Origin of the sequence: Pseudomonas urmiensis (genome assembly GCF_014268815.2) — a bacterium.
GTDB classification, from domain to species: Bacteria; Pseudomonadota; Gammaproteobacteria; order Pseudomonadales; family Pseudomonadaceae; genus Aquipseudomonas; species Aquipseudomonas urmiensis.
The window spans coordinates 4,327,024-4,341,497 of record NZ_JABWRE020000001.1 but is presented as its reverse complement, the minus strand read 5'-3'; the positions used below and the strand labels follow the sequence as shown (position 1 = coordinate 4,341,497).

Here is a 14,474-nt window from a genome sequence, read left to right as displayed (position 1 = left end):
TTTGTTGGGGAGTTGGAAAGCGTAGAGCAAAGCTTGGGCCACTGCCGGGCGCTCCTTGTGAATCAAGGAGTTACTGCGCTCATTCCGGTATTGTTGAGCCCCTGTGTACCCGCTATGGCACGGGCGCAGTGACAGTTTGTACCGCTAATGACACGCTGCGTGACCTGTGGGTCAGTGCGCCATTGCAAAGCCTTGCCGGGTGGAGGATGCTGGCCCTGAGTCTCTATCTGCGGAGCACAACAACAAATGCAGAGCAATGCGTTCAGCCGCCATGCCCATCAAGTCCTGACAGTTGCCCGTGGCGAGGGCAGCGGACCTGCTAGCGACCCTTCGATCGCCCGCTCCTGGCTGCGCTGCCTGGAGGACTATCACCTCGACCCTGACCGTGGCCAGGCGCCGGTGGTGCTCGAACACGGGCGCCTGCTGGAAACCCGCGAACGCCTGCGCCAGGTGTTGCAGATCGCCGGCACCGAAATGAACAGCCTGCACCAGCAGCTATCGGGCGCGGGGCACGCGGTATTGCTGACCGACGCCCGTGGGGTGATCCTCAATTGCGTCACCGCGCCTACCGAGCGGCGTATTTTCGAGCGCGCCGGGCTGTGGTTGGGCGCCGACTGGAGCGAGGCCAGTGAGGGCACCAATGGCATTGGCACCTGCCTGGTCGAGCGTCAGGCGCTGACCATCCATCAAAACGAACATTTTCGTGGCCGCCACACCGGGCTGACCTGCTCGGCGAGCCCGGTGTTCGACCCGCATGGCGAGCTGCTGGCGGTACTCGACGTGTCTTCGGCTCGGCCAGATGTCTCGCGCCAGAGCCAATTCCATACCATGGCGCTGGTCAACCTCTCGGCGAAGATGATCGAGAGCTGTTATTTCCTGCGCCATTTCGAGCATCAGTGGCTGCTGCGTTTCCATTTGCAGGCCGAATCGGTCGGGCTATTCAGTGAAGGGTTGCTGGCATTCGATGGCGAAGGGCGGATCAGTGCGGTCAACCAGAGTGCGTTGAATCTGCTCGGCACTATTCGTGGTGGAGTGCTGGGCAAGCCTGTGGATATGTTTTTTGCCTGTAGCCATGATGATTTGCTCGGCCGTGCCACGCCGCAGGGCAGCGCAGTCTGGCCACTGCATACCCGCGACGGCCGCCAGGTGTTCGCCAGCCTGCGTGGCCAGGCACGTACAGCAGCTTGGGCAGTGCCAGCGGCGATGCCGCTGCAAACGGCCGAGGCGCAGGCGCAGATCTGTCTGCTCGATCCGGCTCTTAAAGCTGATTTCAGCCGGGCCGTTCGCGTGTTCGAGCGCGACGTGCCGCTGCTGCTGCGCGGCGAGACTGGATGCGGCAAGGAGGCGTTCGCCCAGGCCGTGCACCAGGCCAGTCAGCGTCGGCACAAACCTTTTGTGGCCATCAACTGCGCTTCGCTGCCAGAGAGTTTGATCGAGAGCGAGTTGTTCGGTTATCGCGGTGGCAGTTTCACCGGTGCGCGCAAGGAAGGCATGCGCGGCAAACTGCTGCAGGCCGATGGCGGTACGTTGTTGCTCGATGAAATCGGCGATATGCCGCTGGCGTTGCAGACGCGACTGCTCAGGGTGCTGGAGGATCGCCAGGTGGTGCCGATTGGTGGTGAGGCGCAGGCGGTGGATGTGCGGATCATCAGCGCTACCCACCGCAACCTCTTGCAGCGGGTGGAGCAGGGCAGCTTCCGTGAAGACTTGTACTACCGGCTCAACGGCCTGGAAGTGGCGTTGCCGGCGGTGCGTGAGCGCAGTGACAAAGCGCCGCTGCTGGACTTTTTGTTGCGCCAGGAAGCTGAAGGGCAGCGCATCGAGATCGAGCCGCAGGCGCGCCAGGCGCTGTTGGCATTCGCCTGGCCGGGTAACGTGCGGCAACTGCGCAATGTGCTGCGCACGCTGGTGGCGCTGTGCGACAACCAGCGCATTACCTATGGCGATTTGCCTGTGCTGGTGCGATCTAATACGGATTGCGTGGGAGCGGGCTTGCCCCGCGATAGCGACATGGGTCAGTTCGCTGGTGTCTGCGCCGGCGCTATCGCGGGGCAAGCCCGCTCCCACGCTGATCTACCTCCACGCGCTGATCTACCTCTGCATGCCGATCTTCCTTTACGCGCCGATCTTCCTCTAGAGGATGCTGAGCGCAGTGTCTTGCTGGCTGTGCTGGAACAAAACCGCTGGCACCTGACCAACGTCGCCAGCCACCTGGGCATCAGCCGCAATACCTTGTATCGAAAACTTCGCAAACACGGCATCGCCAGGGCTGGCTGAACGAAACAGCGGGTGCGATTTCGCTCGCCCTGGGCTACCCTGCCTCGACGTTTTGCGAGGTCGATCATGCACATTCATATTCTTGGTATTTGCGGCACTTTCATGGGTTCCCTGGCGGTCCTGGCCAAGGAGCTGGGCCATCGGGTCACCGGCTCCGATGCCAACGTCTATCCGCCAATGAGCACCCAGCTCCAGGCTCAGGGCATCGAGCTGACCCAGGGCTACGACCCTGCCCAGCTGGAACCGGCGCCGGATCTGGTGGTGATCGGCAATGCCATGTCGCGCGGCAACCCTGCGGTCGAATATGTCCTGAACAAGGGCCTGCCGTACGTTTCCGGCCCGCAGTGGCTGGCTGACCATGTGCTGCAGGGGCGCTGGGTGCTGGCGGTGGCCGGTACTCATGGCAAGACCACGACCAGCAGCATGCTGGCCTGGGTCCTGGAGCATGCCGGCATGAGCCCGGGCTTCCTGATCGGCGGCGTGCCGCAGAACTTCTCGGTGTCGGCGCGCCTGGGCGACACGCCGTTCTTCGTGGTCGAGGCCGATGAATACGACAGCGCCTTCTTCGACAAGCGTTCGAAGTTCGTGCATTACCACCCGCGTTCCGCGATCCTCAATAACCTTGAGTTCGATCACGCAGACATCTTCCCGGATTTGGCATCTATCGAGCGGCAGTTCCATCACTTGTTGCGGACCATTCCAAGCGAAGGCCTGGTCATCCATCCGACCACCGAGCAAGCCTTGGAGCGGGTGATCGGCATGGGTTGCTGGACGCCGGTGCAAACCACGGGTGAAGGCGGCCAGTGGCAAGCGCGCCTGCTCAGTGCCGATGGCTCGCACTTTGAAGTGCTGTTCGACGGGGTTGCCCAAGGCATCGTGAAGTGGGAGATGACCGGCCAGCATAACGTCGCCAACGCCTTGGCTACCTTGGCCGCTGCCCGCCACGTCGGCGTGGTACCGGCGATGGCGATTGACGGTCTGAGCGCCTTCAAGAGCGTCAAGCGGCGGATGGAAAAGGTCGCCGAAGTCCAGGGCGTGACCATCTACGATGACTTCGCCCACCACCCGACCGCCATTGCCACCACCCTCGACGGCCTGCGCAAGCGGGTGGGCGAAGCGCCAGTGATTGCAGTGATCGAGCCGCGCTCCAACTCGATGAAGTTGGGCGCTCACCGCGATGGCTTGCCGGAAAGCGTCAACGACGCCGACCAGGTCATCTGGTACGCCCCGGCCAACCTCGGCTGGGACCTGGCAGCCACTGCCGCCCAGTGCAAGGTGCCGTCCGTGGTTGCCGACAGCCTGGAAGCGATCATCGAGCGGGTCAAAGGCCAGGCACGGCCGGGCACCCACGTGGTGATCATGAGCAACGGCGGCTTCGGCGGCCTGCACGGCAAACTGGCCGAGGCGTTGCAGTGATGAGCGGGCCGGAACGCATCACCCTGGCCATGACCGGCGCCTCCGGGGCGCAGTACGGCCTGCGCCTGCTCGACTGCCTGGTACGGGAGGACCGAGAGGTGCACTTTCTCATCTCCAAGGCCGCGCAACTGGTGATGGCCACCGAGACCGACGTGCTGCTGCCAGCCAAGCCCCAGGCGATGCAGGCCTTCCTCACCGAATACACCGGCGCCGCCGATGGGCAGATCCGGGTGTATGGCAAGGAAGACTGGATGTCGCCGGTGGCCTCTGGCTCCGGAGCACCAGCGGCGATGGTGGTGGTGCCGTGCTCGACGGGGACGTTGTCGGCGATCGCTACAGGCGCCTGCAACAACCTGATCGAACGCGCTGCCGACGTCACCCTGAAAGAGCGTCGCCAGTTGATTCTGGTGCCGCGTGAGGCGCCGTTCTCCACCATTCACCTGGAGAACATGCTCAAGCTGTCGCAGATGGGCGCGGTGATCCTGCCGGCGGCGCCGGGCTTCTATCACCAGCCGCAGACTATCGATGATCTGGTCGACTTCGTTGTCGCGCGGATTCTCAATCTGCTGAACATCCCGCAGGACATGCTGCCGCGTTGGGGCGAGCATCATTATGGGGTCGATGATTGAGGCGGGCGTTGCTGGGGTTGCTGGTGCTGGCCCAGCTGGGTGGCTGCGCCACGGTGCGTACGCTGGATGCCAGCAAGCCGGGGGCGCCCTTGGTGTATGCCGGGACGCGTCTGGATTGGTATGTCATGAACGGCGGCTGTTGCCCGCTGGATAGGTTTGGCGCCGAGGCGCCGGCTTATCCGCGGTTGGATTTACCGGGGAGCCTGTTGCTCGATACCTTGTTGCTGCCATTGTCGGTGTTGACGGCGCTTGGGGTGAGCTTCAACGCTACTGGTGGTCTGTGAGATTTTTTGGGGCCGCAACGCGGCCCTTCGCGGCGGTTCGTCGCCCCGACAAGCCCGCTCCCACAGGGAGGGCGCCGCTCTGAAGATGGGCGCGGTCCCTGTGGGAGCGGGCTTGCCCGCGAAGGCCGCAACGCGGCCCCAGGATCTTAATCACTTCCGACCAAGCCTGCGCAGCTCATCCGATTCCACAACCCGAATGCCGTCTTCCTCCTCCAGCGCCAGCCGCCACAGCGCACGTGCCAAGGTGCACGCCTCGATGCCGCGGTATTTGCCCGGCATGAACTTGGAGAACGGCGCCGCCAAACGCTCGCCCAGGCGCGGTTCGATCCGCTCGCCAAGCAACAGTGACGGCCGCACGATGGTCAGCTGTGGCCAGTCCTGGGCCTTGAGCGCCTCTTCCATCTCGCCCTTTACCCGGTTGTAGAAAATCGACGACTTGGCATCGGCGCCAATCGCGCTGACCACCAGCAGGTGCCGCGCGCCCATCTCCCGGGCACGCTTGCTGAAGGCCACGACCATGTCCAGATCCACCGCGCGGAAGGCCGACTCCGAGCCTGCCTGCTTGAGGGTAGTACCCAGGCAACAGAACGCGATATCGACGCGTCCGCCCAGTTGCGGGAGAAACACCGCCGGGTCACCCACTGGGTTTTCCAGGTGCGGGTGCTCGGCCAGGGGTCGGCGAGTTGGCGCCAGCACCCGGCTGATGGTCGGTTCGTTGAGCAGGCGGTCGAGCAGGTGTTCACCGGTAAGACCGGTGGCTCCGGCAAGCAGGACATGCTGAGGCGTCAAGTACATGATGTCTCTCCCTTGTTACACACAGCTTAGTGGCTGGCAGGGTTTTTTTCCTGCGCCGGGTTGGCTGTCTGAGCTTCATTGCGCAAGGCTTGCTCGGCCTGTTGCCGGCGTAGGCGCTGCCAGTGCGAGAGCACGGCGGGCGGTGCCCACAGCTGCGGTTCCGAGGCTTCGAAGCCTTCCCTTGCTTCCCGTTCGGCAACGCTGGCGCGCGCCAGTTCAAACGCCTGTTTCAAGTCGTCGGTCTGGTTCAGCGCTTCAGCGAACAGGGCATCGCCGAAATAGGTGAAGTCGGCTTCTTCCGAGCAACCGAATGACACCCGGTCGGGGCGCGCGGCGGTCATGATCAAGGTCCGGTCGTCCTTGAGCGGGGCGATATAGCCCCCTGAATAGCAGGCGGAGATGACGATGACTTTGTCGCGATCTTTTAACGGCGCCAATGAACTGGCCAGTTCGTCGGCGGACAGGTCGGCCAGTTGCAGGCGCGGCTGGTCGAGCACCAGTTGATGGTCGTGGCTGCCATGGCTGGTCAGATAGACGAACACCAGGTCTTCCGGACCGCTGCGCTCGGCCAGGGTCTTGGCGGCGCGGGTGAGGTTCTCGCGGGTGGCCATGGGGCGGTCGGTCAGGTGATCGCGGTGGTTGACCAGGGTGATCTGGCCATGGGCGCCAAAGCGTACCTTGAGCATGTTGCTGACGTAGTCGGCCTCGCGCAGGAATACGCTCTGCTGGCCATCGCCAGCGACCACCAGGCTGTAGAGCTGGATCGGCGGCTTGGAGTGCGGGACCTTGGCCAGGGCGTCTGCGAGCAGTTTGCCTTGATTGAGCAGGGCCAGGTCCAGCGGGTCGGGCAACAGCTTGCCTTTTTCGTCACGCACCCGCACACCCTTGACCCAGTAGCCGCTCTCGACCCGGCCGTTGGCCTGGGTCAGCCGGCCATGGCCCTGGTAAGCGTCATCGACGAAACCGCCAAGGTATTGGCTGCCGTCAGCCAGGTGCAGGTGGCCTTGGCCATTGAAGCGCCATTGGCGAAAGCCGCCCTTGTAACGGCTGCCATCGCTGCCAAGCAGTTCGCCTTCGCCATCGAGCGAGCCGTCCTTGAATTCGCCGATCCACACGTCGCCGTCGACGTTCTCGTAGCGGCCGCGGCCTTCCAGGCGGTTGTCCTTGAACTCTCCGATGTACTGCTCGCCCTCGACGCTGTCGTAGGTGCCGCTGCCTTGCAACTGGCCATCGATGAAGCGGCCGCTGAACTGATTGCCACTGGCATCACTGCGCACCCCGGCGCCATTGGGTTTGCCCTTGGCGAACAGGCCCTGATAGCGGCTGCCATCGGCCAACTCCAGTTCACCAGCACCGTGGTACTGGTCGTCCTTGAATTGGCCGCGATAGACCTGATCGTTCTGCTTGAGGGTGCCTTCGCCATCGCGCCGGCCGTGCTTGAAGGTGCCGGCGTAGTGGCTGCCGGGGGTGGTCAGGTCGCCCAGGCCATCGAACAGGCCGCCAGCGAACTGCCCGCGGTAGACCTCGCCGTTGCTGCCGTGCCATTCGCCTTGGCCATGCCATTGGCCATTGTTGAAGGTGCCGGCGTACCAACTGCCGTTGGGGTAGTCGATGCGGCCTTCGCCCTGCAGCAGGCCGTTGACCACTGCACCGCGATAGCGGCCACCATCGGGCAGGCGCGCGTCCGGCGGCGACAGCGGTTCGCCTTCGCCACAAGCGGCGAGCAACAAGGTCAGGGCGAGGGGCAGCAGAGGACGCATGGCGGATTCCGGGCGATAGATCTACCGAGTATGCCGCAGAATGTGTTGGCACAGACAGCGCTGGCGAGCCAGGGAATGCGTGGGGCTCACGCAGCCTGCGATGGGCTGCACAGCAGCCCCCAAGGCATCCAGTCGCTAAAGCGAGGGCAATACACCCTCGTTTACAGGCTTCGTCAGCGCCTACAGATCAGTGCAAGGAAGGATCAGACGAAGCACAACGATAACGGCTCAGCGATATACGCGGGTTTCTCCTCGCCTTCGATCTCCAGGGTGGCGGTAGCCTTGAGCAGCCACTGCCCCGGCTTCTTCTCGGTGGCATCGGTTAGCTCGACTTTGAGCCGAACCTGGCTATCGACCTTCACCGGCTGGATGAAGCGCACGCTGTCCAGGCCATAGTTGACCACCATCTTCAGCCCTTCAGGCAGGACCAGGATGTCTTCCATCAACTTGGGAATCAACGACAGGGTGAGGAAACCATGGGCGATGGTGGCGCCGAAGGGGGTCTTGCTGGCTTTTTCAGGGTCGACATGGATGAACTGGAAGTCGCCGGTAGCCTCGGCGAACAGGTTGATGCGCTGCTGATCGATTTTCAGCCATTCGGAACGTCCCAGTTCCTTTCCAACGTACTGCGAAAGCTCTGCAACAGGTACATAGGGCATCGTGACTCTCCGGATTGTCATTGCTGTTCGGGTGGTACGAAAGTCCAAGATCAGCACGTCGCGCGGTTGCGGTCAAGTTGCCATGTTTTCGGCGAATATCGGCTTATAGGCATAACCAACGCGTGCTTATAATAGCCGCCATGCCCGAAGGAGATGCTTATGCTGTTGCGTGGTTTGACCTGGCTGGTGTTGTTCCAACTGCTGGGTACGGCAATCAACCATCTGTGTGTGCCCATTCTGCCTGGGCCGATCATTGGCCTGCTGCTGTTGCTGGTGTTCCTGATGATTCGCGGCGAGGTCGGCAAGCCGCTGAACGAGGCCGCTTCCAGTCTGCTGCGCTACTTGCCGCTGTTACTGGTACCGCCGGCGGTAGGGGTGATGGTGTATGCCAATGACATTGCCGCAGACTTTTGGGCAATCGTCGGTGCGCTGGTGCTGTCGTGCCTGGCCACCCTGGTGTTCGTCGGCGTATTGATGCAAAAGCTCATCCATCGCCAAGGCAAACGCGAGGAGCAACCATGACCCTCGACTGGCACGGCGCGCTCAACGCGGTCATTCATCACCCGCTGTTTGGCATCGGCATCACCTTGGGGGCCTACCAGATCGTGCTGGCAGGCTATGAGAAAACCCGCTGGATCTTCCTGCAGCCGGTGCTGGTGTCGATGCTGCTGGTGATCGGCGTGCTGGTCACCTGTGGTATCGACTATGCCGAGTACCGCAAAAGCACCGAGATCATGAATATCCTCCTCGGCCCGGCCACGGTGGCCTTGGCGGTCCCCCTCTACCTGAACCTGCGGCGCATTCGCCAGCTGTTCTGGCCGACATTTACTACGCTGGTAATCGGAGGCCTGTTTGCCACCCTGGCGTGCCTGTTGCTGGGTTGGTGGTTCGGTGCCGAGCACATGATCCTGATGACCATGGCGCCAAAGTCGGTGACCTCGCCGATTGCCATGCTGGTGGCCGAACAAATCGGTGGCGTGGCCGCGCTGGCGGCGGTGTTCGTGTTGATTACCGGGGTGATCGGGGCGATTTTCGGTCCGGCGCTGCTGACCCGCTTTGGCGTACTCAGCCCAGAGGCGCGGGGCATGTCGCTGGGCGTGACCGCGCACGCGGTGGGCACTTCGGTGGCCTTGCAGGAAAGTGACGAATGCGGCGCCTTCGCCGCGTTGGCGATGAGCCTGATGGGTGTGGCCACGGCGGTGTTCCTGCCGTTGGCGGTTAGCCTGGTGGCCTGAGGATTTGTGATGACGCTACCGCTGTTTCCGCTCAATACCGTGCTGTTTCCCGGTTGCATGCTCGACTTGCAGATCTTCGAGGCGCGCTACCTGGACATGATCGGCCGCTGCATGAAACAAGGCAGCGGTTTTGGCGTGGTATGCATCCTGGAGGGCGAGCAGGTTGGCAAGGCGCCGCCGGTGGTGGCTTCGATTGGCTGTGAGGCGCTGATTCGCGACTTCACCCAGCAGGACAACGGCTTGCTGGGGATCCGCGTCGAGGGCGTGCGGCGCTTCGAGGTGATCCAGACCGAGGTGCAGAAGGACCAATTGCTGCTGGGCGAGGTGCACTGGCTAGCGGACGGCACGGACAGCGAATTGACCGAGCATGAGGATGATTTGCTCGCGCTGCTGCTGGCCCTGGGTGAGCACCCGATGGTCGAGGCACTGGATATGCCCCGGCCGGTCGACGGCCAGCTGTCGTTGGCCAATCAGCTGGCTTACCTGCTGCCGTTCATGGAAGAGGACAAGTTGGATTTGCTGACCATCGATTCGCCGCAGGAGCGTTTGGCGGCGATTCAGAACCTGCTCGAGCGGATTCAGGGCGAGTTGTTTGCCTGATAGGTCGTTTGCCTGTGCGGCTCCATTCACATCCTTGGCGTGGGAGCGGGCTTGCCCCGCGATGAGGCCGGCCCTGACTCACTCAATACTGATAACGCAGCAAAGCCTGCGGCAACGCATGCAAGGCAAAGAACGCCAACAACGCCACGCACGCCGGCAACACCAGCCACCAAACCCGCTGGCCCAAGGCGTTCAGCGGCTGGCGATACTGCATCAGGGTCAGGCTCACAGCGCACACACAGCACGCCAGCAGCGCACCGGCGAGAATGTCGGTCGGCCAATGCGCGCCCAGGTACACCCGCGACAGCGCAATCGACAGCGCCGGCAGGCAGCCAAGCAGCACCCAGGTCAGCCGCATCCGCGGCGGTTGGCCACGTCCGGCTAAAATGGCCATCACCAAGAAGAACGCAAACGACGCCGAACTATGTCCGCTGGGCATGCTGTAGCTGGTCAGCGGGTCGGTCAGCACTTCAGGTCGTGCCCGCGCAAACAACCACTTCAACGTGCCATTAGCCAGCGCAGTACCCATCAATGCACCACCGGCAAACAGCGCATGACGCCATTGCCGTGCCAACAGCAGTAAACCGGTCAGCAGCGCGCCAAGGAACAGCTGGGTCTGGAAGTCGCCCAGACGGGTAACCAGCACCACCACGCCATCCACGGCCTGGCTGCGATGCTCCTGCACCAGGGTCATTACGCCCTGGTCGAACTCGTGCAGATAAGGCCAGCCGATGAACAGCCCGGCCAGCGCCAGGAAGCTCAGGGCGGCGATCAAGCGGGTGCCATGGCGCTGGTCGCGGATGCTGCTATTGAGGCTCAGGCCGATCAGTACCGCCAGTGTCCCGGCGATCAGCCCGGCATCGAGCCAGAAGCCTTCCGGCAATGGCAGGCGCATGGCCGCGCCAGTGGCCCAGCCGGGCAGCAGGTAGGCCACCGACCAACCGGCGCCGGCCACCATGCTGACGGCGATAAAGCGCGGCAGGGGCATGTCGAACATGCCCGCGACCATCGGCAGCATTGGCCGCAGTGGTCCAATGAAGCGCCCGACCAGCAAGCTGGCGATTCCGTAGCGCTGGAAGTAGGTCTCGGCGCTGCCGATCCATTCCGGGTGATGGCGGATCAGTGGCAGGCGGCGGATGTTCTGGTGGAAGTACTTGCCGATGCTGTAGGACAGCGCATCGCCGAGCAGCCCGCCGGCAAAGCCCAGCAGTAGGGTTTCACCGAGGGTGAAGGCGCCACTACCGGCTAGCACCGCGACCGCAAACAGCAGCACGGTGCCCGGTACGATGATGCCGGCGATGGCCAGGCATTCGATGCACGCCACCAGAAAGATTGCCAGGCCAAGCCACTGCGGGTTGGCGCTGAGCCAGCCGGTCAGGCTGTCGAGCCATTGGCCCATGAGTCAGCTTCCTTGTTCCAGAATGAAGTAGTCCCGGCCTTCGACTTGGCCCCGACGCAGCGGGTTCCGTGTGCAAAAGCGGGCAAATTGAGCATCGACGAAACGGTACGGCAGGTGTTCGTCGCGCCCGTGCGGGATGCCCAGGCGCGCGCATTGGATGATCTGCGGCACACGGGTGGCGCAGTCTTCGACATAGAGACGATCTGGGTCGAAGCGCTTGGCGTCCCAGTGCGGCACTTTCAGGCCCAGCGCGCGGCAGAGCAAGGTCTGCCCGGCGCACAGGCGCTCGTCTGGGCGGATGTTGCCGTTGGCGTCAGGGTTGTTCAGCTGCATCTGTGCCAGGCTGTTGGCACCGGAGATGGCGTCCAGCCACGGGTAGGCGGATTTGATCAGCACGGCGTTGCCAGGCCCATGGGCGCTGAAATTGAGCGAATCGCCGCCACGGGCGTAATACATGTAGATGTGCCCGCCATCGAGAAACAGCGCCTTGCGTTTTTCGGTGAAACCGAGCGAGGCGTGGCTGCCTTTGTCGCTCAGGTAGTAGGCCTCGGTCTCGATGATCCGCGCGGCCAGCCAGAGATTGCCGTGGCGATGACGAATGACCTTGCCCAGCAATGCCTTGGCCAGGGTCTGGGCGTCACGGTCGAAAAAGCTGTCGGGCAGGGCACGTGCCGGGCAGGGGGCTGGGTCGGGCATGCTGATCGTTCGTGGTTGAGTGGCGCGGATCATAGCAATTAATCGCTTAATCGAGGCTGAACTGAGCGACTGCGTGGTGTCAGTGTTCACCTCATCGCGGGGCAAGCCCGCTGCCACGCAGGCTGTGAGAATCCCCGTGGGAGCAGGCTTGTCCCGCGATAGCGTCGGTTCGGATCAGGAAATTTCTGATAAGGCCCGTTACATCTTTCCTACCCATTACCCCCGCCATCTTCTACCATCCGCCACCCGCCGCTGGGCGTATAGGGGCGTGCCAGTTATAATCAGCCGATTTCCCCTTTCGCCAAGACACCGAGCCCATGACTGAGTCCGTTCTTGACTACATGACCCGCCTGGGTCGCGCCGCCCGCGAGGCCTCTCGCGTGATCGCCCGTGCCAGCACCGCGCAGAAGAACCGCGCCCTGCAGGCCGCCGCCGACGCGCTGGACGCTGCCCGCAGCGAGCTGACCGCAGCCAATGAACAGGACCTGGCCGCTGGCCGTGCCAATGGCCTTGAGCCAGCTCTGCTCGACCGTCTGGCCCTGACCCCGGCGCGCATCGACGGCATGATCACTGGCCTGCGCCAGGTTGCCAGCCTGCCGGACCCAGTCGGCGCCATCCGTGACATGAGCTACCGCCCGTCGGGGATCCAGGTGGGCAAGATGCGCGTACCGCTCGGGGTGATCGGCATCATCTATGAGTCGCGCCCGAACGTGACCATTGACGCTGCCAGCCTGTGCCTCAAATCGGGCAACGCCACCATCCTGCGTGGCGGCTCCGAGGCGATTCATTCCAATCGCGCCATCGCCACCTGCATCCAGCGTGGCCTGGCTGCCGCCGGCCTGCCGGCGGCGGTAGTGCAAGTGGTCGAGACCACCGATCGCGAAGCCGTCGGCGCGCTGATCAGCATGCCGGAGTTCGTCGATGTCATCGTCCCGCGCGGCGGCCGTGGTCTGATCGAGCGCATCAGCCGTGATGCGCGCGTGCCGGTGATCAAGCACCTCGATGGCATCTGCCACGTCTATATCGATCAGCACGCTGATCTGGACAAGGGCTGGCGCGTGGCCTTCAACGCCAAGACCTACCGCTACGGCATCTGTGGCGCGATGGAGACGTTGCTGGTCGATCAAAGCGTGGCCAGCGACTTCCTGCCGGAAATGGCCCGCCGCTTCCAGGACAAGGGCGTCGAGCTGCGCGGCTGCGAGCCTACCCAGGCGATCATCGAGGCCAAGCCTGCCAGTGAAGACGACTGGCACACCGAATACCTCGACGCGATCCTGTCGATTCGTGTGGTCGACGGCCTGGACCAGGCTATCGAGCACATCAACCATTACGGCTCGCACCACACCGATTCGATCATCACCGAACACCAGGGCCAGGCCCGGCGCTTCATGGCCGAGGTGGACTCGGCGTCGGTGATGCTCAATACCCCGACCTGCTTTGCCGACGGCTTCGAATATGGCCTGGGCGCAGAAATCGGGATTTCCACCGACAAGCTGCACGCCCGCGGCCCGGTCGGCCTGGAAGGCCTGACCTGCGAGAAGTATGTAGTGATCGGCGATGGTCAACTGCGCGGCCAGGAGTCCTGCTGAGTTGAGCACCGCCCAGCCAGTGCGGCGCGTCGGCATTCTCGGCGGTACCTTCGACCCGGTGCATATCGGCCACCTGCGCAGCGCGCTGGAAGTGGCCGAATTCATGGGCCTGGACGAGCTGCGCCTGCTGCCCAACGCTCGACCGCCACACCGCGACACGCCACAGGTGTCGGCGCAGGATCGCCTGGCCATGGTGCAAAGCGCGGTTAGCGGGGTCGAATGCCTGAGCGTTGATGCCCGGGAGCTGGCACGCGACAAGCCGTCGTACACCATCGACACCCTGGAATCGATCCGGGCCGAGCTGGCGGACGACGACCAACTGTTCCTGGTGCTGGGTTGGGATGCATTTTGCGGCCTGCCTGGCTGGCATCGCTGGGAAGAGTTGCTGCAACACTGTCACATCCTGGTGCTGCAACGCCCGGATGCCGATGTCGAACCCCCTGACGAGCTGCGCAACCTTCTGGCGGCGCGCTCGGAGAGCGATCCCGCCGCCATGTCTGGCCCGGCGGGGCATATTTCGTTCGTCTGGCAGACGCCGCTCGCGGTGTCTGCCACGCAAATCCGACAGCTGCTGGCCAGCGGCAAGTCGGTGCGGTTCCTGGTGCCGGACGCAGTACTGGCCTATATCGAGGCGCACGATCTGTATCGTGCGTCCAACTGACGGCGCCATTGGGCGCCTCATTCAATGAGTTGAACGAGTTTTATATGACCAAGCAAAACATCATCAAGGCCGAAGAACTGGTCGAGCTGGCCAAGGCCGCACTGGAAGACGTCAAGGCCCAGGACATCCAGGTCATCGACGTACGCGAGAAGCACAGCCTGACCGACTACATGATCATCGCCACCGGTACCTCCAACCGCCAGATCAACGCGATGCTGGAAAAGGTTCGCGAACTGGTCAAGGCCAAGGGTGTGCAGCCGCTGGGCGAAGAAGGCAAGGGCGAGAGCGACTGGGTCCTGCTCGACCTCAACGACGTTATCGTGCACATGATGACCGCCGCAGCGCGTCAGTTCTACGACCTGGAGCGCCTGTGGATGGGTGCCGAGCAGAGCCGTGCCGCCGATGGCAAGCACCACAGCTCGGAAACCGGTGCCAACGAGTTCTTCGACAAGCTCACCAAGTAATAAGGAAGTG

At 63.2% G+C, this 14,474-nt stretch carries 15 protein-coding genes; 10 read left to right on the top strand and 5 right to left on the bottom strand.

What is annotated here, in order from left to right; all coding sequences use genetic code 11:
• The first annotated feature begins 246 nt into the window (after positions 1-246).
• The 4 genes from HU737_RS19595 to HU737_RS19580 all read left to right on the top strand — a co-directional run bounded on the left by HU737_RS19595 (position 247) and on the right by HU737_RS19580 (position 4,606).
• Positions 247-2,277 carry a sigma-54-dependent Fis family transcriptional regulator gene (locus HU737_RS19595; RefSeq protein WP_186556649.1) on the top strand — a complete coding sequence of 677 codons (2,031 nt, stop codon included), beginning with the start codon at positions 247-249 and terminating at the stop codon, positions 2,275-2,277.
• 66 nt (positions 2,278-2,343) lie between these two features.
• Positions 2,344-3,693 (top strand): UDP-N-acetylmuramate:L-alanyl-gamma-D-glutamyl-meso-diaminopimelate ligase, encoded by a 1,350-nt coding sequence (gene mpl, locus HU737_RS19590; protein WP_186556650.1) that lies wholly within the window; start codon positions 2,344-2,346, stop codon positions 3,691-3,693.
• Complete coding sequence (gene ubiX, locus HU737_RS19585; RefSeq protein WP_186556651.1) at positions 3,693-4,322, top strand: flavin prenyltransferase UbiX; 630 nt, start codon at positions 3,693-3,695, stop codon at positions 4,320-4,322. Before mpl ends, ubiX begins: the two co-directional genes overlap by 1 nt.
• Positions 4,319-4,606, top strand: coding sequence for a YceK/YidQ family lipoprotein (locus HU737_RS19580; protein WP_186556652.1), 288 nt, complete (start codon positions 4,319-4,321; stop codon positions 4,604-4,606). Before ubiX ends, HU737_RS19580 begins: the two co-directional genes overlap by 4 nt.
• 150 nt (positions 4,607-4,756) lie before the next feature.
• Here HU737_RS19580 and HU737_RS19575 read toward each other — a convergent pair whose 3' ends face one another.
• The 3 genes from HU737_RS19575 to HU737_RS19565 all read right to left on the bottom strand — a co-directional run bounded on the left by HU737_RS19575 (position 4,757) and on the right by HU737_RS19565 (position 7,820).
• Positions 4,757-5,401, bottom strand: a complete 645-nt coding sequence (locus tag HU737_RS19575; RefSeq protein WP_186556653.1) for an oxidoreductase — start codon at positions 5,399-5,401, stop codon at positions 4,757-4,759.
• A 26-nt stretch (positions 5,402-5,427) separates the two neighbouring features.
• Positions 5,428-7,161, bottom strand: coding sequence for a C13 family peptidase (locus tag HU737_RS19570; protein ID WP_186556654.1), 1,734 nt, complete (start codon positions 7,159-7,161; stop codon positions 5,428-5,430).
• A 203-nt stretch (positions 7,162-7,364) separates the two neighbouring features.
• Positions 7,365-7,820 carry a MaoC family dehydratase gene (locus HU737_RS19565; RefSeq protein WP_186556655.1) on the bottom strand — a complete coding sequence of 152 codons (456 nt, stop codon included), beginning with the start codon at positions 7,818-7,820 and terminating at the stop codon, positions 7,365-7,367.
• Positions 7,821-7,979: 159 nt separating this feature from the next.
• Between HU737_RS19565 and HU737_RS19560 the strand changes: the two genes are divergently transcribed.
• Genes HU737_RS19560 through HU737_RS19550 form a run of 3 tightly spaced genes read left to right on the top strand, consistent with a single transcriptional unit; the run spans position 7,980 to position 9,655 of the window.
• Positions 7,980-8,342 (top strand): CidA/LrgA family protein, encoded by a 363-nt coding sequence (locus HU737_RS19560; protein WP_186556656.1) that lies wholly within the window; start codon positions 7,980-7,982, stop codon positions 8,340-8,342.
• Positions 8,339-9,055: an LrgB family protein gene (locus HU737_RS19555; RefSeq protein WP_186556657.1), complete on the top strand. Its 717-nt coding sequence runs from the start codon at positions 8,339-8,341 to the stop codon at positions 9,053-9,055. The genes HU737_RS19560 and HU737_RS19555 overlap by 4 nt, the downstream gene beginning before the upstream one ends.
• A gap of 9 nt (positions 9,056-9,064) precedes the next feature.
• Positions 9,065-9,655: an LON peptidase substrate-binding domain-containing protein gene (locus HU737_RS19550; protein ID WP_186556658.1), complete on the top strand. Its 591-nt coding sequence runs from the start codon at positions 9,065-9,067 to the stop codon at positions 9,653-9,655.
• Positions 9,656-9,737: 82 nt separating this feature from the next.
• On the opposite strand, the gene HU737_RS19545 is transcribed toward HU737_RS19550, so the two are convergent.
• Positions 9,738-11,054, bottom strand: a complete 1,317-nt coding sequence (locus tag HU737_RS19545; protein WP_186556659.1) for a bifunctional DedA family/phosphatase PAP2 family protein — start codon at positions 11,052-11,054, stop codon at positions 9,738-9,740.
• 3 nt (positions 11,055-11,057) lie between these two features.
• Entirely contained in the window at positions 11,058-11,750 is a 693-nt protein-coding gene (locus HU737_RS19540) for a DNA-3-methyladenine glycosylase (protein WP_225915627.1), read from the bottom strand.
• A 317-nt stretch (positions 11,751-12,067) separates the two neighbouring features.
• Here HU737_RS19540 and HU737_RS19535 point away from each other — a divergent pair, with 317 nt between their 5' ends.
• From HU737_RS19535 to rsfS, 3 genes are read left to right on the top strand one after another with little or no spacing between them, the layout of a single operon-like run.
• The gene (locus HU737_RS19535) at positions 12,068-13,339 is read left to right on the top strand and encodes a glutamate-5-semialdehyde dehydrogenase (protein WP_186556661.1); all 1,272 of its coding nucleotides are present in this window, start codon (positions 12,068-12,070) and stop codon (positions 13,337-13,339) included.
• Entirely contained in the window at positions 13,308-14,000 is a 693-nt protein-coding gene (nadD, locus tag HU737_RS19530; RefSeq protein ID WP_186556662.1) for a nicotinate-nucleotide adenylyltransferase, read from the top strand. The genes HU737_RS19535 and nadD overlap by 32 nt, the downstream gene beginning before the upstream one ends.
• 44 nt (positions 14,001-14,044) lie before the next feature.
• The gene (rsfS, locus tag HU737_RS19525) at positions 14,045-14,464 is read left to right on the top strand and encodes a ribosome silencing factor (protein ID WP_186556663.1); all 420 of its coding nucleotides are present in this window, start codon (positions 14,045-14,047) and stop codon (positions 14,462-14,464) included.
• Positions 14,465-14,474: the final 10 nt, after the last annotated feature.

Coding starts and splice junctions, on each gene's coding strand:
- HU737_RS19575 (WP_186556653.1), bottom strand. CDS start 5,401: ATGTACTTGACGCCTCAGCATGTCCTGCTTGCCGGAGCCACCGGTCTT.
- HU737_RS19540 (WP_225915627.1), bottom strand. CDS start 11,750: ATGCCCGACCCAGCCCCCTGCCCGGCACGTGCCCTGCCCGACAGCTTT.
- HU737_RS19550 (WP_186556658.1), top strand. CDS start 9,065: ATGACGCTACCGCTGTTTCCGCTCAATACCGTGCTGTTTCCCGGTTGC.
- HU737_RS19545 (WP_186556659.1), bottom strand. CDS start 11,054: ATGGGCCAATGGCTCGACAGCCTGACCGGCTGGCTCAGCGCCAACCCG.
- rsfS (WP_186556663.1), top strand. CDS start 14,045: ATGACCAAGCAAAACATCATCAAGGCCGAAGAACTGGTCGAGCTGGCC.
- HU737_RS19570 (WP_186556654.1), bottom strand. CDS start 7,161: ATGCGTCCTCTGCTGCCCCTCGCCCTGACCTTGTTGCTCGCCGCTTGT.
- HU737_RS19565 (WP_186556655.1), bottom strand. CDS start 7,820: ATGCCCTATGTACCTGTTGCAGAGCTTTCGCAGTACGTTGGAAAGGAA.
- HU737_RS19595 (WP_186556649.1), top strand. CDS start 247: ATGCAGAGCAATGCGTTCAGCCGCCATGCCCATCAAGTCCTGACAGTT.
- mpl (WP_186556650.1), top strand. CDS start 2,344: ATGCACATTCATATTCTTGGTATTTGCGGCACTTTCATGGGTTCCCTG.
- ubiX (WP_186556651.1), top strand. CDS start 3,693: ATGAGCGGGCCGGAACGCATCACCCTGGCCATGACCGGCGCCTCCGGG.
- HU737_RS19555 (WP_186556657.1), top strand. CDS start 8,339: ATGACCCTCGACTGGCACGGCGCGCTCAACGCGGTCATTCATCACCCG.
- nadD (WP_186556662.1), top strand. CDS start 13,308: ATGGTCAACTGCGCGGCCAGGAGTCCTGCTGAGTTGAGCACCGCCCAG.
- HU737_RS19560 (WP_186556656.1), top strand. CDS start 7,980: ATGCTGTTGCGTGGTTTGACCTGGCTGGTGTTGTTCCAACTGCTGGGT.
- HU737_RS19535 (WP_186556661.1), top strand. CDS start 12,068: ATGACTGAGTCCGTTCTTGACTACATGACCCGCCTGGGTCGCGCCGCC.